Source organism: Alicyclobacillus acidiphilus NBRC 100859 (assembly GCF_001544355.1).
Taxonomy (GTDB): Bacteria; Bacillota; Bacilli; order Alicyclobacillales; family Alicyclobacillaceae; genus Alicyclobacillus; species Alicyclobacillus acidiphilus.
In genome coordinates this window covers 36027-57905 of the sequence record NZ_BCQI01000019.1, presented here as the reverse complement: position 1 = coordinate 57905, position 21879 = coordinate 36027, and the positions used below count along the sequence as shown (strand labels likewise).

The following is a 21879-nucleotide window of genomic DNA, read 5'->3' as shown; positions in this document are numbered from 1 at the left end:
TACTCCCTACTCCCTACTCCCTACTCCCTACTCCCTACTCCCTACTCCCTACAACGACTTAGGCCTGACGGAAGTACTCGTACGTCTTTCGCAATCCTTCCCGCAAGTCGGTTCTTGGTTCCCAGCCGAGTTCGCGTTTGGCGCGTGTGCAATCGAGAACGCTTCGCCGCACGTCACCCACTCGTTCACTCGCTCGTATGAGAGGGATTTGTACGCCGACCACGTCTTCCATAGCGTGGTAAATATCTTCGATGTAGAGTTCAATGCCCGATCCGATATTGAGCGCTTGATTGTCTCCCTTGTCCAACGCCAGAACATTCGCTCGTGCGACGTCGCCGACATAGACGTAGTCGCGCGTCGTTCCTCGCGGCATGTCGGCATAGGATCGCAATGTGGATGGGCGGCCGTCCAACAAATTCGCCATGAAAATCGGGACGACGCCCGACTCGCCTTCAGGGACTTGGCGAGGTCCGTACACATTCGCGTAACGCAGGGACGTATATCGGAGTCCGTGGGTCACGTGGTAAAAATACAGGTATTTTTCGCTGACGTATTTGCTGATGGCGTAGGGTGAAATCATGATCGGATCGATATCTTCTGGTGTCGGTACAATGGAAGAATCCCCTGACAGCGCGCCGCCTGACGAGATGAATATCACTTTTTGGACGCCAACGCGTACACTGTTTTGGAGGATGTTCAAGAGGCCGAGGATATTCACATCTGCGTCCAGTTCCGGATCCTGGACCGACTTTGGCACAGATTTCTGCGCTGCGTGGTGATTGACGACATCCGGCCGTTCTTCAGCAAAGATATCGGCCAAGTCCTTGGAGCGGATGTCCGCGAGATACAGTTTCGCCTTGGGATGAACGTTTTCGCGCCGACAGGTGGGTAAATCGACAACCACGACGTCGTGACCCGCTTCGATGTACGCGTCGACGACATTCGATCCGATGAAGCCCGCGCCGCCTGTGACAAGAATTTTCATGGTATTCCCTCCACATGGCGCAATGTCAGCACGCCATCGTCTACCAAATCATGATACGACATGGCTGGCAGGAATTGATAGAGCCACGTACACTAGGGATGGCCTTGTAAAGATCGCCCTGAAACCTATGGAAGCTGGTCCTAGGCCATTGACGCTCAATCCATCCGCTATGGAGGACGCCTTCAAGGAGGAACTGAATTTGACGAATGCGCATGGACAGTTGCTATATCGACATTTGAAGAGTTCGCTCGATCCGGATCAGATTGCGGATCGACTGCAGTATCGGCCGCAGACGATGGAATTGCACCTATTCGAAGTGGATGTGGAACAACCCGAGCGGATCGCGGCTGTCATTCAGCAACTGCAGGGCCTCGACATCAAGGTGTTCCTTCACCATCCGATGAAGATCCAAGGAAAATATCTCGACATCCTGAGTGATGATCCGGAAGTATTTGAGTATTATAGATTCTCCTGTCGGGTGCTTCACGACATCTGCCAAGAACATCAGGTATACTGCGTCGTCCACCCGCACTATTCCAGGGGCCCAAGTGGTAGGCTGAACCTTGGCGACAATGCGGAAGTTGAGGCTCGGTCCATCGAACTTCGAGACGCGATCGAGGACGTCCGGAGCACGATGGGAGAATGGTTTCTCTGGGAAAACACACCGACAGGCGTCTTTTCCAACATGAATCCTCTTTGGCTTACACACATTGTTGCCCCGCTGGAACTACCCGTCTGCTATGATATCAGCCATTCGTTTATGTCCCTAAAGGGAGATAATCGCAGACTCGTGGAAGACGTGCGAGCTTTGTTTCCGTACACAAGGTATTACCACGTCGTCGACAGCCTTGGCACAGTTGTGCACGACGCGCTGCCCTTGGGCCAAGGCCGAATTGACTGGAGAGCCCTGAAGCCGTACATCGTGGAGCGGGATTTTATTTTCGAAATTGGCCTCCAGGATCAAGGGGACTGCACTGCTATGGTGGAGAGCGCAACATTCTTCGCCGCGCTGCCATCGGATGATTTGGACAGCTAAAGGCATCATCATGTATCATTAATTCTTGTCCCGACGCGTTTGCAATGAGGACCATCTTGTATTACGAGGAAGATTCTAGTATGTCTACTGTAGAACACGACATCGTGCAAAGTCAGGAACAGGCGACTGAACAGGCGACTGAACAGGCTGAACAGCAACGACTGAAAATGGAAGAACTCGTAGCCCGCTATTTCCAGAACAAAGAAATTGCAAAGGAACGCAACGAAGAGAATAAGCTCATCTTTGAGGAACTTGAAGCGCTCTTCGAAGAGAGCGAGTCGGAAGAGTTGATTTTGCCCCTGCCAAACGGCGAACTCGCCGTCTTGTCTCCTTCGTTTCGAGAGCGGGAAGTACTCGACAAAGACGCATTGGCCGATGAAATGGCCGTTTCCAAAGACGATTTGAAAACGCCGTTCGATTTCAGCATGTTTACTTCACAGGGCAAGCTCACACCTGCGATGATCACCAAGTATACGCAGACCGAACGCGAGATGAAGCTGCGGATCAGCAAACGCAAGGCGACGACGAGGCGCCGGAGATCGAAAAAGACGCTGCCGACGGAGTGACGGCCGCATAGGGCGACGGCGATTGGCAACGGGGTATGGTCGGGAGCGCATCCAAACGATTTGGAGATGAGACTGATGCAAGCCAAGTACTGCCTGCAATGTGGACATTTGCTTGAACCCAGAGTGATTGGGGACACCACGCGACCGGCGTGCCCTCAATGCGACTTTATTTATTGGGGTGCATTCAGCATCGGAGTGGGAGCGTTGATCCGCCGCGCGGGCAAGTACCTGCTGATTCGCCGTGCTCAAGAGCCTGGCAAAGGGATGTGGACGAATCCAGGGGGCTATTGCGATCCCGACGAAACCATTGGCACAGCAGTCGAACGTGAAGTCTTCGAGGAGACAGGCGTTGTGGCAAAGCTGAACCGCGTGATTGCCCTGCGCGATCAACACCGCCAGCAGCACAATCTATACGTCGCATTCGACATGACCTATGAAAGCGGCGAACCTATCGCCGACGGGGTTGAGGTCGACGGCGCTGGATTCTTCTCGTTCGAACAGATGGCCGAAATGCCGGTGGCGGCGATGACACGTTGGCTCATCGACGTCGCCGAAGGCGCGAACGGTCGAGGGCTGACGGAAGACGATACAGAATTCCCGTACCCCGGCAGCCATCAACTGTTTCGCATATAAATGGGTGTTTACTTGGATGGGGTCAGAAGGCCCTCAAGCAGCGTCTGAATCTCTGAGACGACGAGAGGCTGGTACTCTGTGCCCTCGCCATAGCGCCGGATGAGTTCGGCGCGTGCGCGTTTGAGGTTGTCTTCGTAATCTGGTGCCGACTTGTCCGGATAATTTTGTTTAAATTCGACCATGACCTCTTGGACATAGCTGGGTCGAGGTCCCCAGCGCCCGACAATCTCTCCGTCGCCTTGAACAAAGAGAACAATCGGAATGGAGCGGCCGCCCATCGTTAGAAAGTGCTTGTCGACGAGATCGAGATGTTCCTCCAGGATGAGGACTTCGGCCGGGATCGACGCCGTCTCCATCAAGCGAAAAACGACGGGCACATTGCGAACGACGTCTCCGCACCAGTCTGCTGCGATGACGACGCAGTGCAAATCGGTCGATCGTTCGGCCAGATTGTGAAAGAACTCTTTGCTGTCGTCCGACGGCCAATCAAATCGACGGTACCAGTCCGTGAACGCTTCCCGATTGCGCGTCATGCTGTCGATGAATTGCTGCGGTGACAGCCCTTTTCCTAGATATGAAGCCATATTGACGGTCATCTGCACCAGCCTCCCTGTTGAAATTGTACACACCACGAAAGAATCTACCAAACGACGGTTGCTTGACAACTGACGCAGGAGGTTCGCGTATGCGCTCGACAACCGCTCCCGCTTCTCCAAGGTTCTCCGATACGCCCGCGACGAAAGGATTTCGACGTGCGCTCGCCGACACGTTCCCCCTGTCGCTCAGCGTGTTTGCCTATGGAACCGCATACGGTGCCTTGGCCCACAGCGCGGATCATCTCACGTTCCTTCAGACCATCGCGATGTCGGCGTTCGTGTTCGCTGGAGCGTCCCAATTTACAATCCTCTCGCTGCTCCATCAAGGCGCAGCCGTGTGGACCATCCTGTTTGGGGCCTTGCTCATCAACGCTCGCCAAATTTTGTACGGCCTGACGCTCGGCCACTCGCTGAAGCATCTCCGAGTTCGCGACATCCTCTGGCTCGCGCACGGCATGACGGACGAGAGCTACAGCGTCACCATGGTCGAGGCGACGTCGACTCGGGTGAAAGCTGCCTACTTCGCCGGGGCAGGCACCGCCATCTTTGGACCGTGGCTGCTCAGTTCGTCGCTCGGCTTTGCGATCGGCGGCCTCATCGGCGACCCAGCTCGGTTTGGGCTGGACTACGCTTACATCGGCGCGTTCCTCGGGCTGTTGGCATCGCAGGTGAAGAGCGGCAGGCATGTCGTCGCCGCGATCTCCGCCGCTGCCACCTCCACCGCCGCCTACCACTTCCTTGGCACGTCCGGCGCCGTCTTCGCAGGCGCCATCACCGCGTTTTGCGTGGGGGTGTATAAACGATGAACGGGATTCACTACGCAATCGCGATTGGATTGGCAGCCGTCGCCACCTATTTGACCCGGATGCCGCCGCTGCTGCTGGGCAGGTCCCTCACGCTTTCACCGCGCATCCAGCAAGGGTTGCGCTACATCCCGATTGGCGTCTTTGCCGCGTTGCTCGCGCCGGCGATCGCGCTGCATCCGGCCACCAACGGCCACGTCGATTGGCCATTTTGGTGCGCGACGGCCATCGCCATCGCCACGGCCTGGTGGACGCGCAGCCCACTGTGGACGATGCTTGCGGGCATTGTCGTGATCGCGCTGGTTCGAGCGATGTAAGAAGCGGCCAATGAGGGACGAAACGCCCCCTCTGCCGCCGCCAGCCACCCGAACCGCGGAACGCACGATCTCAGTGTGCCATCCAGTTAAAGTGGAACACGCCTTCCTTGTCGACGCGCTTAAACGTGTGAGCGCCAAAATAGTCGCGCTGAGCCTGCAGCAAGTTGGCCGGCAGCGTCGCGGAACGATAGCTGTCGAAGTAGGCCAAGGCGCTGGCGAACGCTGGCACGGGTACGCCGTGCGTGACGGCGATCGCGATCACCTTGCGCCATGCCACCTGATACTTGTCGATGACACTTTGGAAGTATGGATCGAGAAGAAGGTTGTTCAGGGCCGGATCGCGATCGTACGCGTCTTTGATGTTTTGCAGGAAACGCGCGCGGATAATGCACCCACCGCGGAAGATCATGGCGATGTTGCCCAGTTGCAAGTCCCAGCCGTATTCCTCGGAAGCTTTGCGCATTTGCGCGAAACCCTGGGCGTAGGAGCAAATTTTGCTCGCGTACAAGGCTTGGCGCACGGCTTCGATAAACTGCTCCTTGTCCTGCTCGAACGGCGGCACATCAGGTCCGCGCAAGATCTTGCTCGCCGCGACGCGTTCCTCTTTCATCGCGGACAGGAAGCGAGAAAAGACGGATTCCGTAATCATGGAAAGGGGAACGCCGAGATCGAGCGCGCTTTGACTCGTCCATTTGCCAGTGCCCTTCTGGCCGGCTGTGTCGAGAATGACGTCGACCATGGGCTTGCCTGTGTCGGGATCGCGCTTGCCGAAAATGTCCGCCGTAATCTCGATGAGATAGCTGTCGAGTTCACCCTCGTTCCACTCGGAGAACACGCGATGCAGCTCTTCCGTCGACAGGCCGAGGACGTCTTTCATCAAGTGGTACGCCTCACAAATCAACTGCATATCGCCATATTCGATCCCGTTGTGCACCATCTTCACATAGTGCCCAGCGCCATCAGGGCCGATATATGTACAGCAAGGCTCACCGTCGACTTTCGCCGAAATCGCCGTCAGAATCGGTTCGACCAATTCGTACGCGTCCCGCTGTCCGCCCGGCATGATGGCTGGTCCCTTAAGCGCGCCCTCTTCCCCGCCGGAAACACCGGTCCCGATGAAGCGGATCCCCTTCGCCTCGAGAGTTTGGTTGCGGCGACGAGTATCTTCGAAGTACGAATTGCCGCCATCAATCAGAATGTCACCTTCGCTCAGATGAGGCAGCAACTGTTCAATGGTGTCGTCCGTGGGCCCACCTGCCTGCACCATCAACAGAATCTTGCGGGGTGTTTCAAGGGATGCCAAGAATTCTTCAATGGAGTATGTCGGCTGGATTCGCCTCTCCCCTGCCTCTTCCACCAATTCATCCGTGCGGATGCGGGATCGATTGTACACAGAAACCGAAAATCCCCGACTCTCGATGTTCAACGCCAGATTCTTGCCCATGACGGCGAGCCCGATCACGCCAATATTCGATTTTGCCAATTCCATTCTCTCCTTTTGCCTCATGATTACGCAGTGCCGGGTGAGAGTGCGATGTGAGTCACAGTTTGCGCGTTGCAGAGTGCGCACCACAGAGTGCCGGCAACGCCAGCATATATCTATTATATTATTTCGAAAAATATATCAGAAGGTAATCTCGCAAACTGGCTAGAGTGGAGAGGAATCTAACAGATTTCGGAGCACGTCCCACGTGCGGCAATGCACAAGCGGTCAATAAGCGGGCAAATAGGCGGCAAATAGGCGGCTCTGGGACGCTTATTTGCCCTGACCCGGCCGATTCGTCCGAAATAAGCCGCCGTGGGACGCTTATTTGGCCCGGATCGGGGCGAACTCGCCACACTTTCGGCAAATAAGCGGTCATGCGACGCTTATTTGCCCCCGAGCCGGCCGATTCGACAAGAATAAGCGGCCCAGGGAAGCTTATGCCACCCGGATCGGAGCGCACGTGGCAGCGGATCGCGCCGAAGAGCGTCATCAATTCCGGATATCCAATGTAAGGGAAACAAACAGAACCACGCTCGGAGTGTCCACCGCCTGATTCTGTCGCGGCAACTTACCGCATTCACTCGATCGAACCGCGATGATCAACAGCGATGATCGAGCGCGATCGAATGTTTCCCTATTGTAAAGATTTTTCCTTAGGCTAAAAATGTGTGCACATTTTCGGAATGAAGTACTATAATGACTTCAGAAATGTTTCCCTAAACCAAAATTGTTTCTTGGACACAAATTTCACTTGCGATCGGAATTGAACTCTAATCGGTATTGAACCGTGCTCGGAACTGAACCCTAATTGGAACCGCAATCGAGATTGAACCGTGATCAAGCTTCGACCGTATTTCGACCGTATACAGAAAGGTGGTGCTCGAAGTGAGTACGCATTCTTGTGAGGTGGAGAGCAAGGCAGTTCGTGCGGCTCGTGCCTCGATCGACAACCAAAGACGCGGCTTGCGTGCGCTTCTTCCGTTCCTTGGACCTGCCTTTGTCGCTTGCATCGCATATATCGATCCCGGCAATTACGCCACAAACATCCAAAGTGGATCGGAATTCGGCTACAAACTGCTGTGGGTGATTGTACTGGCCGACTTGATGGCGATGTTGATTCAAAACATGTCCGCGAAATTGGGGATCGCGACGGGAAAGAATTTGCCTGAAATGTGTCGGGAATACTTCCCCAACTGGCTATCTTACGTCATGTGGGGGTTTTCTGAAGTCGCCGCCATGGCGACTGATATCGCGGAATTTCTCGGGGCGACATTGGGACTGAACTTGCTCTTTCACATCCCGATGCTGATTGGCACGTTGGTAACCGGCGTCGTGACGTACCTTATTTTGATGATGGAGCGCCTTGGCTTTCGGCCGCTGGAAAAGTTTATTGCCGCATTTGTCGTGATCATTGCGCTGTGCTACTTACTGGAGACGATCCTGGCAAAGCCTGCGTTCGGCCAAATCGCCTACCACAGCGTCGTTCCATGGATTGGAAACGAAGATTCGGTGCTGTTGGCTGTGGGTGTGATTGGGGCAACCGTCATGCCGCACGCCGTGTATCTCCATTCCGGACTCACGCAGAATCGGGTGATCGCCCGCAATGACGAAGAGAAACGGCGCATTTTCCGGTTTAACACGAAAGAAGTCATCATCGCCATGGGCCTCGCCGGCCTCATCAACCTGTCGATGATGTTCATGGCTGCGTCGGCGTTTCACGCTTCCGGGCACACAGGGATCGCGGACATATCCACCGCTTACAAGACGCTCACGCCGTTACTCGGGCCTGCGGCAGCAGTCGCCTTTCTCATCTCGCTGCTCGCATCCGGTATATCGAGCTCCGCAGTGGGCACCATGGCTGGCCAGGTGATTATGCAAGGCTTCGTGGGATTCACGATCCCGATCTGGATCCGCCGAATTATCACCATGCTCCCAACCGTCGTTGTCGTTGCAATGGGCCTCGATCCCACTCGCACCTTGGTCATCAGCCAAGTGGTACTCAGCCTCGTCCTGCCGATGCCGGTCATCGCGCTGATTTACTTCACGCGCCGACGCGACATCATGGGCGTGCTCGTCAACCGCCGGATCGTCACCTGGGCCGCATCGATTGCCGCAAGTATCATCCTTGCGCTGAACATCCTCCTCTTGTACCTCACCTTCGGCGGATCGATTTGACTTGGATGTACAACTCGATCCGCTTCCTCAGCAGTCTTCATCAGCCCTAATCCGTCTTCACCTGCCTGATCCGCCGACATCCCGGAGTGTTCAACTTGCGATTTTATATCAATGTGATATATCTATGTGAGTGAGATGCTCGGGGATCGGAGGTGAATGGATGTACGAACTGATTGTTCTTGGTTTTCTTATGCAGACGGTGACACATGGCTACAGGATTTCGAAAATCATCAACGACATGATCGGCCCTTACGCAAAATTCAGCAGCGGACGGCTCTACCCGCTGTTCGACAAACTGGAGCGAGACGGATTCGTCGAGGCGGTGGACGACGATTCTGATCCCGGCGGACATCGACATCGGGCCTTTCGCATCACGGAAACTGGCAGGCAGCGGTTTTACAGGCTGATGCTCGACACCACATCCAACCTTGGCGACTATCGCAGGCTGTTTGGATTCAAGTACGTGTTCTTTGACTTGCTGCCCGTGGATGAACAGATATACCTCATCGAGCACTACATCCACTACTGCCAAACGCACTTGTACCATATCGAGAGCGAGATCGAGGACTTGCGGGCGCGAGCGGAGCGCATCGATTCTGATCTCACCAATCCAATCAGCATGATGGAACACACCAAAAAAATCTGGGAAATGGACATTGACTGGGCGACACGCATGCGTGATCGCATTGTGACGAGGAGCGATACGTAGAATGGGCACGAGTTGGGAACAGGCGCAGACAGCGCCTCAGCGATCGCACAAATGGTGGGCCTTGGCGGCCGTGTGTTTCGGGTTGTTTATGGCATTGCTGGACGTGACAATTGTAAACGTCGCCTTGCCGACGATACAGAAGAGCCTGAATGCACAATTTTCGGACTTGCAGTGGGTCATTGACGCCTACGCCATCGCGTTGGCGGTGGTGCTGGTGACGTCGTCGAGACTCGGGGATATCCTCGGGAGAAAGAAAATCTTTATGATCGGCTTGGGGGTTTTCAGCACAGGATCGCTGCTGTGCGCCCTGTCCGGCGATGTTTCGGTACAGGGGCTGTCGCACATCGACGTGTTGAATATCTCGCGGGTGATCCAAGGTATCGGCGGATCGGCGATGATGCCGCTGTCGCTGTCGATCATCTCCACCGAATTCCACGGCAGAGAACGCGGCGCGGCATTTGGCATTTGGGGCGGCGTCGCGGGCCTGGCGACGGCCATTGGTCCGCTCGTCGGCGGCCTCCTCGTGGAAAAGGTCAACTGGCAGTCCATCTTCTACATCAACGTGCCGATTGGCGTGATCGGCATCATCTTGTCGGCGTGGGCCATTCACGAATCGAAGGATGAACGGGCTTCGAGGTTCATCGACGTCTTTGGCCTGCTTACGTTCTCCATCAGCATGTTCTGCCTGGTGCTCGCCTTGATGCAGGCCAACGACAAGGGGTGGACGTCCGGCTACATCCTGACGCTGTTTGTCATCGCTGCGGTGGCGCTCGCGGTGTTCATCACCGGGGAACTTTACATCAAACATCCGATGATCGATCCGCGGCTGTTCAAGAATCCAAGCTTCACGGGCTCGGCGATCGCGGCGTTTTGCCTCAGCGCAGGCCTGTATTCGCTGTTCTTCTACCTGACTCTGTACTTGCAGAATTTCCTTGGTTTCGACTCATTGCAGGCCGGCCTTCGGACGTTGCCGATGAGCGCGCTCGTATTGATTGGCGCGCCGTTGTCGGGAAGGCTGACTGACAAGTTCGGTCCTAAGTGGCTGCTGGTGACGGCGTTGGGACTGATGTCGATCGCGGTCTTCCTCATGACCCGCATCTCCCCGTCGGACAAAGCGGCGGACTGGGTGGTGCTTCTGCCAGCGTTTATCATCGCCGGGATCGCGAACGGCATGGCGAACCCACCGCTGTCATCCCTGGCCATGGGCACGGTACACCCTTCGAAAATCGGCATGGCGTCTGGCGTCAGCAATGTGAGCAGGCAGGTGGGGATTTCCTTCGGGATCGCCTTCCTCGGCGCGATGCTGTCGAACCGATACAACACGCTGGTCCACAACCAAATCACAGCGTTAAAATCCGGATTGCCGGCAAGCGCGCAAACGAGCATGATTCACGGGGTGCAATCGGCCGGCCCCATCGCAGGGAGCCTTGGCTTGAGCAGCGCGGCAGCATCCTACCGCAGCCAGCCTATCTTCCCGACCATCCAGCACATCGCCCGGACCTCATTTGTCGACGCGACGGTTCACATTTTGATCATCGCCGGCTGTTTCTTGACGGCGGGCACCATTTTGGCCCTCATTTTGATTCGCAACAAGGACCTGTTCCATCGACAGGAACCGCATGGCAAACAACAGAGAGATTGACAGACAAGTTCTTCCTCGTGTATAGTACGCGGAAATCAAAGTTTTCACGGAGCTTCGACGAGGCAAGTACGCATGGATCCGATGCGCAGAGAGCCGATTGTTTGGTGAGAAATCGGACGTCGCATCCATTCGGAACCCACCTCTGAGCCGATGGTGACGAGCCGTCCGGGATTCCGCCCGTTACAGCGGATGGCCGCGCCGAGATTGGGGCGGCAACAAAGTGGGCCCGCGCGGCCAACGAAGGTGGTACCACGGGATCACCCCCCGTCCTTTTGGACGGGGGTTATTTGACGTTTGGGAGGAATGAACATGCGATTGTCCACGGCGGCAACATCTTCAAGCTTGGTACCCGGTATTCAGAACCGATGCGAGCTACGTACGCGGATCGAAACGGCTCGCTGACGTCCATGGTGATAGGATGCTATGGAATAGGCATCACACGGACACTCGCGTGCGTGATCGAGGACAATCACGACGAAAAGGGAATCGTCTTTCCGGAGTCCGTGGCACCCTATCGGTATCACCTCGTCCAAATTGGAACCGACGCCGAGATCTCGGAGTTGGCGGAACGCCTGTACACACAGCTCGGTGCCGAACGAGTCTTGTATGACGATCGCGACGTCACACCAAGGGTCAAATTCTCCGATGCCGACCTGCTCGGCATGCCTCACCGCATAACGGTGAGCAGACGAGCGCTTGCGGCGGGCGGCGTCGAGTTGACCTGCCGGCGAACGGGTGTGAGCAAAATTGTGGCTCCGGACGCGGTGGACAGGTAAGATAGTGGCCAAAGGCAGTGCTCGTAAAGGTGGTACGCCCATGTGCGGATGGATGCGAAACTCGTTAGCCGATGGCATGATGCCGTGATGATCGAGAGACAGTATACGGCAAAGCTGCTTCGACGCACGGCCATCGTACTCGCTGTGGTCTTTGTACTGTGGGATTCGATGACCCATGGTCCGGCGCTCACGCGAATGATGAATGTGGCCGAATGCTTGATCTATTGCGGCGTGATTGCGCTCATTCCACATCGGCGACTGTCCGCAGCGTGGAACGCGATACCCTATGGTCTCATCGCCATCATCACGGTGGTATGGGAGTTTTCGTTCCAGCACACGTTGATTTGCGCGACACTGATCTACTTCATCGTCGGCATTGCCGGTGGGCGGATGCAAGAGCCATGGACGTGGTGGATCGGCGGTATGGGCGTTGCGGCCGCAGTGATTCCGTTGGTCGTCGAGCGCCCGTTTGGCCCGCACCCAGTGGCGTACGCGGGCTATATGGCGGGACTGCTCGGAGTGTTCGTCGGCGCGCGCAACAGCGGCATTCGGCGGCGGGCGCGCGAGGCGCAGCTTCAATATCTGGCCGAGTTGGAAAAAGCCCATCGCGCACTCCAGGCGGCCCATGCCGATTTGCAGGACATGTCGGTTCAGGCCATGCAACTGGCTGTGGTGGAAGAGCGAAACCGCATCGCGCGCGACATCCACGACAGCGTGGGACACGCTTTGACCACGCTCGTCGTCCAATTGCAAGCATTGCAATTTCGCGTGCAGCGCGATGTCCAAGGCACCGAGCAGCAAATCAAGGATTTGGTCGCCATCGCCCGCCAGAGCCTCGACGAAGTGCGTCGTTCCGTCCGCGACGTCGCAGATGCGGAGCCCATCTCCGGCATCCAGGCGATGTCCGCGCTCGTCGATGGAATGCGCGCGAACAGCGGGATCGACATCGTGTTTCGCCCATCGGATGACACCAGGGACCTTCCGCTCGAAACCGGTGCGGTGCTATACCGAGTGCTGCAAGAGGCGTTGACCAATATGGTTCGCCACAGCGGCGCGACCAGCGCAACCGTCCGCCTGGATCGCGTGGAATCGGTGCACGGGACCGATGCCGGACCGATCCTGTTCGTGCGACTGCAGGTCGAAGACAATGGCAAGGCGAATCCGTCCGAACCGCCCCAGGCAGGATTTGGCCTGCGAGGCATGTCGGCGAGATGCCAAGACGTCGGGGGGAAATGCTGCTGTCGCCCAGTGTCGCCCCACGGCTTCCTCGTGGAAGCGACGATTCCGTGGAGAAGACCATCCGCGCAAGAGGTGAGATCGAATGTCGGCCAGTAACGGCGCAGCTATCCAGGTGATGTTGGTGGACGATCAACGGCTGATTCGCGACGGCCTTCGCTACATCATCGATACGCAGCCAGATATGCGCGTTTCCGGAGAAGCCGAGAACGGCTTGGCCGCTTTCGAGCTGGCCTTGGCAACCAAGCCGGATGTGATTTTGATGGACATCCAAATGCCTGGCGGCGACGGTCTGACCGCGACGAGCAAGATCCTCGCCGCGCTGCCGGACACGAAAATCCTGCTGCTGACGACGTTTGACGTGGTCGACTACGTCTATGACGGAATTCGCGCAGGTGCGGTCGGCTACCTATTGAAGGACGCGGATGCCATGGACTTGCTGGATAGTATTCGGGCTGTCTGCCGTGGAGAAGCGTTGTATCGTACACCTGCGGCGTCGGAGGCGCTGTCGAAAGCCCTGAAGGCCGCCCCATCCGATGCACCAGCTTCATTGCGAAAGACGCAAGCGATGGAGGACGCCCGGATCGAGCAGCCGGAAGATGTCGCACCGTTCGAGGAACTCACTGGCCGGGAACTTGAGGTTCTGCAAGAAATGGCTTGGGGACTGCGCAACGACGAAATCGCGGCGAAACTCTCCATTTCGGAAGGGACGGTCAAGACGCACGTGCACCGGATTCTGCAAAAGTTCGGCGTGGATGATCGAACCCAGGCTGTCGTGTTCGCCCTTCGCAGGGGAATGGTGCGATAACGACAAGTTGCCCCATCACGCTCCCTCTCCGGCCGCACTGTCTATATCTCAAGATATACGCAGGCCAGCCCATCACGTGTCGATTTCCATCCGTGCGTAGACGTCGGATGGGCCCTCTTGCGTGTAAGCTGTTCCTAGATGAAAAAGCCATCTAGGAGGAAACGCCATGCCGACTGCAGCGATGCCGATTGCAAAGGATATCATCATAGGCGCAATCATTTTGATCTTGATCATTCGACGCCAACTCACGCCGCGGCCGTTAAGCGGACGACTGCTGGTCCTGCCGCTCATTCTCGGCGCCTACGCGCTCTATGAGGCCGCAAGCAACCCTTCGATCGCTTGGGCAGGTTGGGTTTCACTGATGCTCACGCTCGCGCTCAGTTTCTTGGTTGGCCTGATCCGCGGCCGTATCGTACGTGTTTACCAAGAGAACGGCGTGTGGATGGTTGCCGGTTCCGTGAAGTCCCTGCTGCTTTGGCTTGTCTCGATCCCGATTCGTTACGGACTCCGCTTCGCCCTCGTGCCACTGCTCGGAGCGGGCGCCGCGTTTCACGGGCCGTCGAGTTCGCTGCCCTATTTGTTCTCCATCGCCGGACTGCTGCTTGGGCGCGCACTGATGCTGACGCTTCGCCACCCTGAAGCGGTTCGCCAAGCTCGTCAGAACCACCTTGCCAGACGAGCTGTTCAGCATCGCGATCGATAAACTGCAAATCCGCCCCGCTCTAGGATACGCCAGACGGAATCCGGGGTGGATAATGCTGCCCCCGCTCATCCGTCGACGCGATGTCCAGCAGATCGTTGACGGTCACAAACGCGTATCCTTTCCTGCTGAGCCTATCGAGCACCTGGTGGAGGGCTTCCACGGTCTGCGTTCTGTCGCCGCCTTGGTCATGAAACAGGACGATATCGCCAGGATGCACGTTGCTCACAACATTGCGGACGATGGTCGCTGTGCCGGGATTCGCCCAATCCTTGGAGTCCACGCTCCACAGCACCATGGCGTAACCGTGATCGACCGCCGTAAACGTTTGACTTGGTCCATCGTCAAACGTCAGCGCGATCGCCTTCTCGCGGACGGATACCTGTCGAATCGCATCGTCTGACGCCTCGTAAGACATCGTCCTCCAGTCCCAATATCCCCTACCTTTCCGCCGCCATACTGAACGTGATCGTCGGCCAAAAAATTTTTGCAAAGACTGCGGACGAACACCGCCCTCGAAGCCGTGCCTCTTAGCATAGTGTGCAGCAATGACTTAGAGGGGAGGCGATTGTATGTACGGTGGAACATTCGGCGCTTACACCCGCTGGGCAGTCGTGTTTCTGATTATTTTCGTCCTGTTCTTCCTGCTCGTACCGAGCTATGTAACGACTTGCACGACGACGCCGGTATATTGATCACGACGGGTTGTCCGCTGCCGGGGCCAAACATCGAAAGGCTGGATGGATGTGTGTACAAGAGCGGAATGCCAACGCTATGTGGGCCAGTGGGTCGGCTTTCGGACCCGATACGGATACCACATCGGAAAGGTTGAACGGATCACCAAGGATAGTGCGATTGTGTTGTCCCCGCGTCAATATATCCCCGCACAACTCGCGAGCACCGAGATAACCGACGACGAAAGCCATCGACTCGATGTAGCCCTGGCTTGGTGGGGTGGATTCGGCCGCCGCGGTTACCCGGCTGTCGGTTATGGTCCAGGCGCGGTAGGGGGATATGGGCCACACGGCGGCGCAGGTTATGGAGGTTGGGCCGGCTACGGCTGGGGCCGTTGGGCAGTGTCGTTCCTCATCATTTACCTGCTCTGGGGACTGTGGTTCTGGTAAAACGCGAAGGAGTCGGACTGACTCTGTTCAGCATGATTCGAACAGAGTCAGTCCGGTCCGCGTTGCATGTCGAAAATGGCTCCGTGGCCAGTTGGCTGGCTACTTCAACACGATGTTTCCCAGAAATCCCAATCCATACGACACCACGCCCACGATAATCCCCGCCATGGTCATTTCCAAACCACTGGACCACCAGGAACGGACTGTAACCAAACTTTTTGCCGCACCGACCGCAAAATGCGCCAAAATCGAGATCAAAGCCGCTAAGATTAACGCTGTTGTGCCGCTGGTGAAAAAGAACGGAATCATTGGCACAATGGCGCCAATCAATGTCGATACCGATCCCGACACCGCAGATGACCACGGATTTCCCCTGATCGACTCATGCAGACCATGTTTTTCTTGAGCGACGGTTTTCAGGAAGATTTCGTCGTCCTCGGCGATGGTCTCCGCAATGTGCCGAGCGTTCTCCTCGTTAAACCCCTTCACTTGATAAATCAAGGCCAGCGTTTCGATCTCGCGGTCTCTATCGGCTTCGATGGATTGCTGGGTCTTCGCCAAGGTCGTTTCCATCAATTCGTTTTCCGATTTCGTGGCCAACCAGGCGCCAGCCCCCATCGACAGCGTACTGGCCAACGCGCCGAATAAACCTGAGATCAAAATCGTACGGCTGTCGGACGTGTATCCGGCAACCCCCGCAATGATTCCAAAAATGGCGCCCAAGCCATCATTTACACCGTATATCGCGTCGCCGATCCATCCAGCGACGCGATTGTTGTCGTTGCCCAACAGTTCGTCCAACCTTTGCGATGGCGATAGGAGTGCCACATGATCACCTCTTGCTGTTTTGTACATGGCAAGTATTAAATTTAGACTAAATATTAGTCAACGCTAATCTGGATTCGTAGATCCACTTAACGAATGAAGATAGACAGGCCTCTGCCTCGTTGAACGATCGACACCGAATGATTACAATGACCAAGCGGGCTCTATGCAGAGATCGGTGAAGAGATTGGTTATGAAATCGTCAACGAAACGGAGGACATGAGCGTGGAAATCTTCGAAGTCGCGTACGCACCACCTCGAAGCTCCGACGAATTCGTGTTGTGTATTGGGAAATTCGACGGGGTTCACATCGGCCATCAAGCCGTCATTCGAACCGCCAGACAATATGCGGGCAGCGGGCAGCTTGGCGTCATCAGTCTTTGGCCGCATCCTCGTTGGACTTTGCAGCGCGATCCCGATTATCAGCGCGCGCTGACACCGGTACGAGAAAAACGGAGACTGCTTGAGCAATACGGTGTCGATAGACTGTACGAGATCGACTTTACGGAGGAATACGCCAAGACGTCGCCTGAAATCTTCGTCTTGGAGCATCTCGCCGGATTGAACCTGAAGCGAGTGGTGGTCGGAGATGGTTTTAACTTCGGAAAGGGAGTTCATTCTACGACAGACGAACTCGTCGAACTATGCAGTCGGATCGGCGTGCCAGTCACTGTAGTCCCACCTGTCACCGTCAACGAACGCGTCGTCAGCAGTTCTGACATTCGTTGCCACGTCAAAGCCGGGCGTGTGGAAGCCGCCCAAGCCCTCCTTGGCCGCCCTTATACGCTGACGGGTGAGGTTGTACATGGTGCAGGTCTCGGGCGCAAATTGGGATTTCCAACCGCGAATCTCGGCGGCATTGACGATTTTGTCCTGCCGGCGCCAGGGGTGTACGAGGGAATCGCCGAAATTCACAGCGTGAAGGCCACGGACAATACATACTGGTATACGTTGATCAGCGCTGGCTATCGGCCCACTGTAAACGGTACATCGTACGAGGTAGAGGCATATTTGATTGACTTTGACGGCGATTTGTACGGCAAGGACCTATCCGTTTCATTTTTGCGCCGGGCGCGGGACGAAATCCAATTTACGACGACTGAGGCGTTGATCGAGCAAATGCGGGTAGACGAACAACTCGCAAGAGATAGATTTGGTTTGCACAAATCTTGAGGTTGTTCTAACAGTTGGACAAATACCTCTATCAAACAGATTGGGGCGCTACATACTTTGTAATGCAATCTGGAGAAGGTTCGTCCTGCTCCACCGCGTGCAATACCCCAATCTTGCTGAATGAGGAGTGCGACACCCACATGATACGAAAACAGAAGTCTCTTCCCGCAAACAAGGCAGGTTCCGAATCGCAAGTGCTTCGAGAATTACGCGCCTTGAAACGCCAACTCAAGGATTTGCCAGGCATCCGCGAAGAACTAGAAAGTATCAGCACATCCGTTGAGAAACTGCATGAACGTCTCGATATCTCGCGGACACCCCAGCTCCCACAACCAAATTTTCGTCAACCGGAGCTGGGGATTGTTCCGTCCATTCCGCTCCCACCGAATCGGACGCAGCCTGAGAATACGTTTTTCTAACCTTCAGCTTCGTGATCGGCCATGAAACGGCTCCCTAAATCGGGTGAACATCATTACCAAGACACCTCAGCTTGACATATTCTCGAATATGCTTGTCAACCAGGGGGTGAAAAACATGTATGACGGAGCATTTGGTGCATACACCCGTTGGGCGGTGGTCTTTTTGATCATCTTCGTCCTCTTCATTCTTCTCGTTCCTTACGGAACATCCGGTTACTAATCTGAAGTTGGACGGGCGATGGCTCATGCTGTCGCCCGTCGTTCAAGACTGCGTTTATCTCCTCTCTTGCAACGATCATTCGTCTTCTTTCTAGCCTCACAACAGGAAAATCAAAGATGGACCTTGACATAACACCTTTTGGTGTTATGATTGCGATGTTCATTCGATACCAAATGGTGTTATAAATCTTTGGAGGTATAACCATGGGCGCTCGGGAAGCACTTCCGGAAATCCGCAAAACCATTGTACTCAACGCGCCAATCGAGAAGGTGTAGGAAGCTGTGTCCACAGCCGACGGAATCGCTTCATGGTGGATGCCAAACACGTTCGAACCGATTTTGGGACACGAATTCGTTCTTCATGCAGGTCCCTATGGAGATTCGCCATGTAAAGTGACCGAATTGGATCCGCCTCACCGCGTAGGATTTGACTGGGGGAAGGACTGGCATCTGTCGTTTGAATTGAAGCGCTTGGAAGACAAAACGGAGTTCACTCTGATTCATTCCGGCTGGGACCCCGAGAAAGTGACGGAGTTTGGTCAGCCTCATCCGATGGTTCGCGACATCATGGACAGCGGATGGGAGAACATCGTCAAGGAAAAGCTACCTTCCCGATTCGATGGCTAAGATGGGCAATTTGGTCAACAACAAGTTCCAGCGCGATGTGTTTCAAGCGATTGCCGATCCCACACGCCGCCAGTTGCTCACATTACTCGCCCAAGCGGAGCGCGAAATGTCGATAGCCGCAATCGCAAAGCGTTTCCCCATCAGCAGGACGGCAATCAACAAGCACCTGCAAGTATTGGCTGATGCCAGGCTGGTGTGCGCTCGCAAAATTGGCCGAGAGACCCGGTACATATTGACACCTGATCCCCTGAACGAACTTCAACAGTGGCTCTCTTTCTTCAATCGGTATTGGGACAACCACCTGTCTCATTTGAAGGCGATTGTGGAGTCGGATGACAACATTTGAATATCCGACTCCACTCCACATACACCCTTACTGGAGGTTGAGCGCCGTCTCGGCGTTTTGCAGGTCGAGTCGGATCTGTTCCTCCGGATTGTAGGCGTGATACCACCCACGTTCCATCATGTACTGAAAGACTTGTTCGTGAACGTGAATGGCGTCTTCCAATTGTTTGCGAAGTACGGCCCGGACGTCCGCCGAAGCGGTTTCCGTGAGCGCCGCGGCATAACTCCACACGCATGACTTGCTTGTGATCAACAAATCGGACGCCACGACTTGGTCTGTCATCGCCGCGGTCCCAGTCAACGTCTCGAGAATTGGGTTCATGGCCGGGTCGCTCCTTGGTGGTTCGTCATGATGCGCGCATCGGACATCAGATCTCGCAGCTCCTGAATGTGCCGCCGATCCGTCGCGACACACGTCTTGAGCAAGCTTAACAAGGGTGGATCGCTCACAAGCACCTGCATCGTCAAAGATTTGGTCACACATACGTTCTTCATGGCCAGAAGCTCGTGAACTTCCATCGTCTCATGGATTGCGAACGCCTTTTGCTCCATCTTGCTCCCCCTTTGAACAAGTTCACGGTGATTACGGCTTCAGAATCACCTTAATGCAGCCGTCTGATCGCGAATCGAACAGTTCATATCCTTGTTTGGCCTGATCGAGCGGCAACACGTGGGTGATCACGTCGCCAGGGTCGACCTTTCCCTGTGACACGAGTTCGTACATGTAGGGCATGTAGTGAATTACCGGGGCCTGTCCCGAACGGATATTGATATTTCGATTCATGATGTGCCCAAGCGGAAAGCCGTTATATCGCGATCCGTACACACCTGTGATCTGAATCGTCCCACCTCTTCGGACAGCTTCGACCGCGATTTCGATTGGGCCCAACGTTCCGCCCTGAAGTTTCAACGCGGACTCCAACACCTCGACCGGCGTCATTTTTCCGTCCATGCCCACGCAATCGATCACGACGTCAGCACCGCCTTGCGTCAACTCGTTCAGATACACGCCGGTATCCTGCTGGTTCTCGAAGTTGACGATTTCCACGTGGTTGGTGCGTTTGGCGTGCTCCAGCCGATACTCCAGATAATCGACCGCGATCACCCGTTTCGCGCCTTTCATCCAAGCAAATTTCTGCGTCAACAAGCCAACCGGGCCGCATCCAAGGACGACCACCGTATCGCCGTTCTTGATGCCAGCGTTGTCGGCAGTCCAATACGCGGTGCTCATCGCGTCTGCGATTAAGGCGAGTTTTTCATCCTCGACCTCGCAATTGTCTGGAATTTTAAAGGACGTGAAATTGGCAAACGGTACGCGCATATATTGAGCTTGACCGCCTGCATACCCTCCGGTGGTGTGCGAGTACCCGAAAAAACCACCCGTATCTTCATACGGATTCGCTCGCTCACACTGACTCTCCAATTGGTGCGTACAGTAAAAGCACTCGCCGCACGCCACATTAAAGGGGATGATCACCCGATCGCCCTTTTTCAGCTTGGTGACTTGCGGTCCAACTTCTTCCACGATACCCATCGGCTCATGACCAATCACATAGTCTGTCGGCAAATTGGGAATCATTCCATGGATGAGATGCAAGTCAGAGCCGCAAATGGCGGTACTCGAGATTTTGACAATCATGTCGTCTGGTTTTTCGATCTTTGGATCTGGCACCTCTTTGACCACGACATTCTTCATCCCTTGATAGGTGACCGCCTTCATGATCACTCTCTCCTTAGTGAGGTCTCTGTGGTGTGTCGAATGTCTCGAGCACTTTGGTTCTGTCTTTAAACAACGGCAATTTTGCGATCTCAGCGGTCTTTTGCGCGGATTTGGCGTCCATCTGAATTTGTTCTCCCGGGTTGTACGGGTGCAGCCACCCTTTATCAATCATCAGTTGCGACAATTTCTCATGCATGTCCAAGGCCTGAAACAGCTGGTTTCGAACCACGGCGCGGACTTCGGGGGTGGCGCACTCCGTGAGAGACATCGCAGCGTTGCGAATCCCACTTTTCACTGTGATCAAAAACTCCAGCGCCGCAGAAGCGTTGGCAAACCCAATCAGGTCGGTAAAGTCCGCTATATCCAGCGGTTTTCCCATATTCGGATTGGCGTTTGTGCCCGGATCTGTCATTCCATATCCCTCCGATTACTGAACTTGTTACTGAACTTGTGCACGCCCCAAGAGCGTTTGCAACTCATCCAACGCTTTCAGAGATTGTTGCAGGTCTTGTTGCACCAGCGCCTTAAGTTGTTCATCCGTGACCAATCCATCAATGGCTTTCGCTTTCGCCGCACAAATCGTCTTGAAGTTGAGAAGCTCGTGAAGTTCCATCATTTCATGCGAACCCAATCGAATAGGCTGTTGCAATCACCTCACCCCCTCCCAATGCACTGACCTTACGGTCTCCAATGCAGGTAACAAATACACAGCCCGCGAACGCCAGGTAATTTGTTCCACTTGAACCGAGGTTCAGGGCGGGGCGCTGGACCGGGCGCTGGACCGGGCGCTGGACCGGGCGCTGGACCGGGCGCTGGACCGGGCGCTGGACCGGGCGCTGGACCGAGGGCTGGACCGGGCGCTGGACCGAGGGCTGCACGAATAAGCGGCCCTGGGCCGCTTAAGTGCCTGAATCCGGGCAAATGCCGCGAAATAAGCTGCCGTGGGACGCTTAAGCTGC

General features: G+C 55.5%; 28 protein-coding genes. 18 read left to right on the top strand and 10 right to left on the bottom strand.

From position 1 onward, the window contains the following. Positions 1 to 58: 58 nt before the first annotated feature. Complete coding sequence (locus AAC01S_RS09520; RefSeq protein WP_067621460.1) at positions 59 to 985, bottom strand: NAD-dependent epimerase/dehydratase family protein; 927 nt, start codon at positions 983 to 985, stop codon at positions 59 to 61. Between the two features lie 199 nt (positions 986 to 1184). Between AAC01S_RS09520 and AAC01S_RS09515 the strand changes: the two genes are divergently transcribed. The 3 genes from AAC01S_RS09515 to AAC01S_RS09505 all read left to right on the top strand — a co-directional run bounded on the left by AAC01S_RS09515 (position 1185) and on the right by AAC01S_RS09505 (position 3220). Next, positions 1185 to 2021: a TIM barrel protein gene (locus AAC01S_RS09515; RefSeq protein ID WP_067621459.1), complete on the top strand. Its 837-nt coding sequence runs from the start codon at positions 1185 to 1187 to the stop codon at positions 2019 to 2021. 80 nt (positions 2022 to 2101) lie between these two features. Further along, positions 2102 to 2587 (top strand): hypothetical protein, encoded by a 486-nt coding sequence (locus tag AAC01S_RS09510; protein ID WP_067621458.1) that lies wholly within the window; start codon positions 2102 to 2104, stop codon positions 2585 to 2587. Positions 2588 to 2662: 75 nt separating this feature from the next. Continuing rightward, positions 2663 to 3220 (top strand): NUDIX domain-containing protein, encoded by a 558-nt coding sequence (locus AAC01S_RS09505; RefSeq protein ID WP_067621457.1) that lies wholly within the window; start codon positions 2663 to 2665, stop codon positions 3218 to 3220. Positions 3221 to 3228: 8 nt separating this feature from the next. Here AAC01S_RS09505 and AAC01S_RS09500 read toward each other — a convergent pair whose 3' ends face one another. Further along, complete coding sequence (locus AAC01S_RS09500) at positions 3229 to 3816, bottom strand: thioredoxin family protein (protein ID WP_067621456.1); 588 nt, start codon at positions 3814 to 3816, stop codon at positions 3229 to 3231. An 89-nt stretch (positions 3817 to 3905) separates the two neighbouring features. Here AAC01S_RS09500 and AAC01S_RS09495 point away from each other — a divergent pair, with 89 nt between their 5' ends. Further along, complete coding sequence (locus AAC01S_RS09495; protein ID WP_067621455.1) at positions 3906 to 4622, top strand: AzlC family ABC transporter permease; 717 nt, start codon at positions 3906 to 3908, stop codon at positions 4620 to 4622. Beyond that, positions 4619 to 4936, top strand: a complete 318-nt coding sequence (locus tag AAC01S_RS09490) for an AzlD domain-containing protein (protein WP_067621454.1) — start codon at positions 4619 to 4621, stop codon at positions 4934 to 4936. Before AAC01S_RS09495 ends, AAC01S_RS09490 begins: the two co-directional genes overlap by 4 nt. Before the next feature lie 70 nt (positions 4937 to 5006). On the opposite strand, the gene gnd is transcribed toward AAC01S_RS09490, so the two are convergent. Continuing rightward, positions 5007 to 6419, bottom strand: coding sequence for an NADP-dependent phosphogluconate dehydrogenase (gnd, locus tag AAC01S_RS09485; protein WP_067621453.1), 1413 nt, complete (start codon positions 6417 to 6419; stop codon positions 5007 to 5009). 888 nt (positions 6420 to 7307) lie between these two features. Between gnd and AAC01S_RS09480 the strand changes: the two genes are divergently transcribed. The 7 genes from AAC01S_RS09480 (at position 7308) to AAC01S_RS09450 (ending at position 14471) form a co-directional block, all read left to right on the top strand. Next, the gene (locus tag AAC01S_RS09480) at positions 7308 to 8597 is read left to right on the top strand and encodes an Nramp family divalent metal transporter (protein ID WP_067621452.1); all 1290 of its coding nucleotides are present in this window, start codon (positions 7308 to 7310) and stop codon (positions 8595 to 8597) included. A gap of 160 nt (positions 8598 to 8757) precedes the next feature. After that, a complete protein-coding gene (locus AAC01S_RS09475; RefSeq protein ID WP_067621451.1) occupies positions 8758 to 9306 on the top strand; it encodes a PadR family transcriptional regulator in 549 nt (182 codons plus the stop codon). 1 nt (position 9307) lies between these two features. Beyond that, complete coding sequence (locus AAC01S_RS09470) at positions 9308 to 10948, top strand: MFS transporter (RefSeq protein WP_067621450.1); 1641 nt, start codon at positions 9308 to 9310, stop codon at positions 10946 to 10948. Positions 10949 to 11235: 287 nt separating this feature from the next. Beyond that, on the top strand, positions 11236 to 11724 hold the full coding sequence (locus AAC01S_RS09465; RefSeq protein WP_157071114.1) for a His/Gly/Thr/Pro-type tRNA ligase C-terminal domain-containing protein: 489 nt from the start codon (positions 11236 to 11238) through the stop codon (positions 11722 to 11724). Between the two features lie 48 nt (positions 11725 to 11772). Next, positions 11773 to 13059 (top strand): sensor histidine kinase, encoded by a 1287-nt coding sequence (locus tag AAC01S_RS09460; protein WP_245630151.1) that lies wholly within the window; start codon positions 11773 to 11775, stop codon positions 13057 to 13059. Next, positions 13046 to 13768 (top strand): response regulator, encoded by a 723-nt coding sequence (locus AAC01S_RS09455; RefSeq protein ID WP_067621447.1) that lies wholly within the window; start codon positions 13046 to 13048, stop codon positions 13766 to 13768. The genes AAC01S_RS09460 and AAC01S_RS09455 overlap by 14 nt, the downstream gene beginning before the upstream one ends. 166 nt (positions 13769 to 13934) lie before the next feature. Further along, positions 13935 to 14471: a hypothetical protein gene (locus tag AAC01S_RS09450; RefSeq protein ID WP_067621446.1), complete on the top strand. Its 537-nt coding sequence runs from the start codon at positions 13935 to 13937 to the stop codon at positions 14469 to 14471. Between the two features lie 19 nt (positions 14472 to 14490). On the opposite strand, the gene AAC01S_RS09445 is transcribed toward AAC01S_RS09450, so the two are convergent. After that, positions 14491 to 14886: a polysaccharide deacetylase family protein gene (locus tag AAC01S_RS09445; RefSeq protein ID WP_067621445.1), complete on the bottom strand. Its 396-nt coding sequence runs from the start codon at positions 14884 to 14886 to the stop codon at positions 14491 to 14493. 154 nt (positions 14887 to 15040) lie between these two features. Between AAC01S_RS09445 and AAC01S_RS20085 the strand changes: the two genes are divergently transcribed. Both AAC01S_RS20085 and AAC01S_RS09440 read left to right on the top strand, forming a co-directional pair. Continuing rightward, positions 15041 to 15163, top strand: a complete 123-nt coding sequence (locus AAC01S_RS20085; RefSeq protein ID WP_281178123.1) for a hypothetical protein — start codon at positions 15041 to 15043, stop codon at positions 15161 to 15163. Between the two features lie 51 nt (positions 15164 to 15214). After that, positions 15215 to 15592, top strand: a complete 378-nt coding sequence (locus AAC01S_RS09440; RefSeq protein WP_083511661.1) for a hypothetical protein — start codon at positions 15215 to 15217, stop codon at positions 15590 to 15592. A 99-nt stretch (positions 15593 to 15691) separates the two neighbouring features. Here the strand turns inward: AAC01S_RS09440 and AAC01S_RS09435 are convergent, their stop codons facing one another. Beyond that, positions 15692 to 16420, bottom strand: a complete 729-nt coding sequence (locus AAC01S_RS09435; protein WP_067621443.1) for a VIT1/CCC1 transporter family protein — start codon at positions 16418 to 16420, stop codon at positions 15692 to 15694. A gap of 222 nt (positions 16421 to 16642) precedes the next feature. Here AAC01S_RS09435 and ribF point away from each other — a divergent pair, with 222 nt between their 5' ends. From ribF to AAC01S_RS09415, 4 genes are all read left to right on the top strand, one after another. After that, positions 16643 to 17590, top strand: a complete 948-nt coding sequence (gene ribF, locus AAC01S_RS09430; RefSeq protein WP_067621442.1) for a riboflavin biosynthesis protein RibF — start codon at positions 16643 to 16645, stop codon at positions 17588 to 17590. Between the two features lie 140 nt (positions 17591 to 17730). After that, positions 17731 to 18009 carry a hypothetical protein gene (locus AAC01S_RS09425; RefSeq protein ID WP_067621441.1) on the top strand — a complete coding sequence of 93 codons (279 nt, stop codon included), beginning with the start codon at positions 17731 to 17733 and terminating at the stop codon, positions 18007 to 18009. Positions 18010 to 18510: 501 nt separating this feature from the next. Next, positions 18511 to 18855: an SRPBCC family protein gene (locus tag AAC01S_RS09420; RefSeq protein ID WP_245630150.1), complete on the top strand. Its 345-nt coding sequence runs from the start codon at positions 18511 to 18513 to the stop codon at positions 18853 to 18855. Position 18856: 1 nt separating this feature from the next. Next, entirely contained in the window at positions 18857 to 19201 is a 345-nt protein-coding gene (locus tag AAC01S_RS09415) for an ArsR/SmtB family transcription factor (protein ID WP_067621440.1), read from the top strand. Between the two features lie 27 nt (positions 19202 to 19228). Here AAC01S_RS09415 and AAC01S_RS09410 read toward each other — a convergent pair whose 3' ends face one another. The 5 genes from AAC01S_RS09410 to AAC01S_RS09390 are packed head-to-tail and all read right to left on the bottom strand — an operon-like array spanning position 19229 to position 21569. Beyond that, positions 19229 to 19522 carry a spore coat protein gene (locus tag AAC01S_RS09410; protein ID WP_067621439.1) on the bottom strand — a complete coding sequence of 98 codons (294 nt, stop codon included), beginning with the start codon at positions 19520 to 19522 and terminating at the stop codon, positions 19229 to 19231. Further along, the gene (locus AAC01S_RS09405; protein ID WP_067621438.1) at positions 19519 to 19752 is read right to left on the bottom strand and encodes a hypothetical protein; all 234 of its coding nucleotides are present in this window, start codon (positions 19750 to 19752) and stop codon (positions 19519 to 19521) included. Before AAC01S_RS09405 ends, AAC01S_RS09410 begins: the two co-directional genes overlap by 4 nt. Positions 19753 to 19783: 31 nt before the next feature. After that, positions 19784 to 20920, bottom strand: a complete 1137-nt coding sequence (locus AAC01S_RS09400) for a zinc-dependent alcohol dehydrogenase (protein ID WP_067621437.1) — start codon at positions 20918 to 20920, stop codon at positions 19784 to 19786. A 13-nt stretch (positions 20921 to 20933) separates the two neighbouring features. After that, positions 20934 to 21332 carry a spore coat protein gene (locus AAC01S_RS09395; RefSeq protein WP_245630149.1) on the bottom strand — a complete coding sequence of 133 codons (399 nt, stop codon included), beginning with the start codon at positions 21330 to 21332 and terminating at the stop codon, positions 20934 to 20936. Positions 21333 to 21359: 27 nt separating this feature from the next. Further along, positions 21360 to 21569, bottom strand: coding sequence for a spore coat protein (locus AAC01S_RS09390; protein WP_370670820.1), 210 nt, complete (start codon positions 21567 to 21569; stop codon positions 21360 to 21362). Between the last annotated feature and the right edge of the window lie 310 nt (positions 21570 to 21879).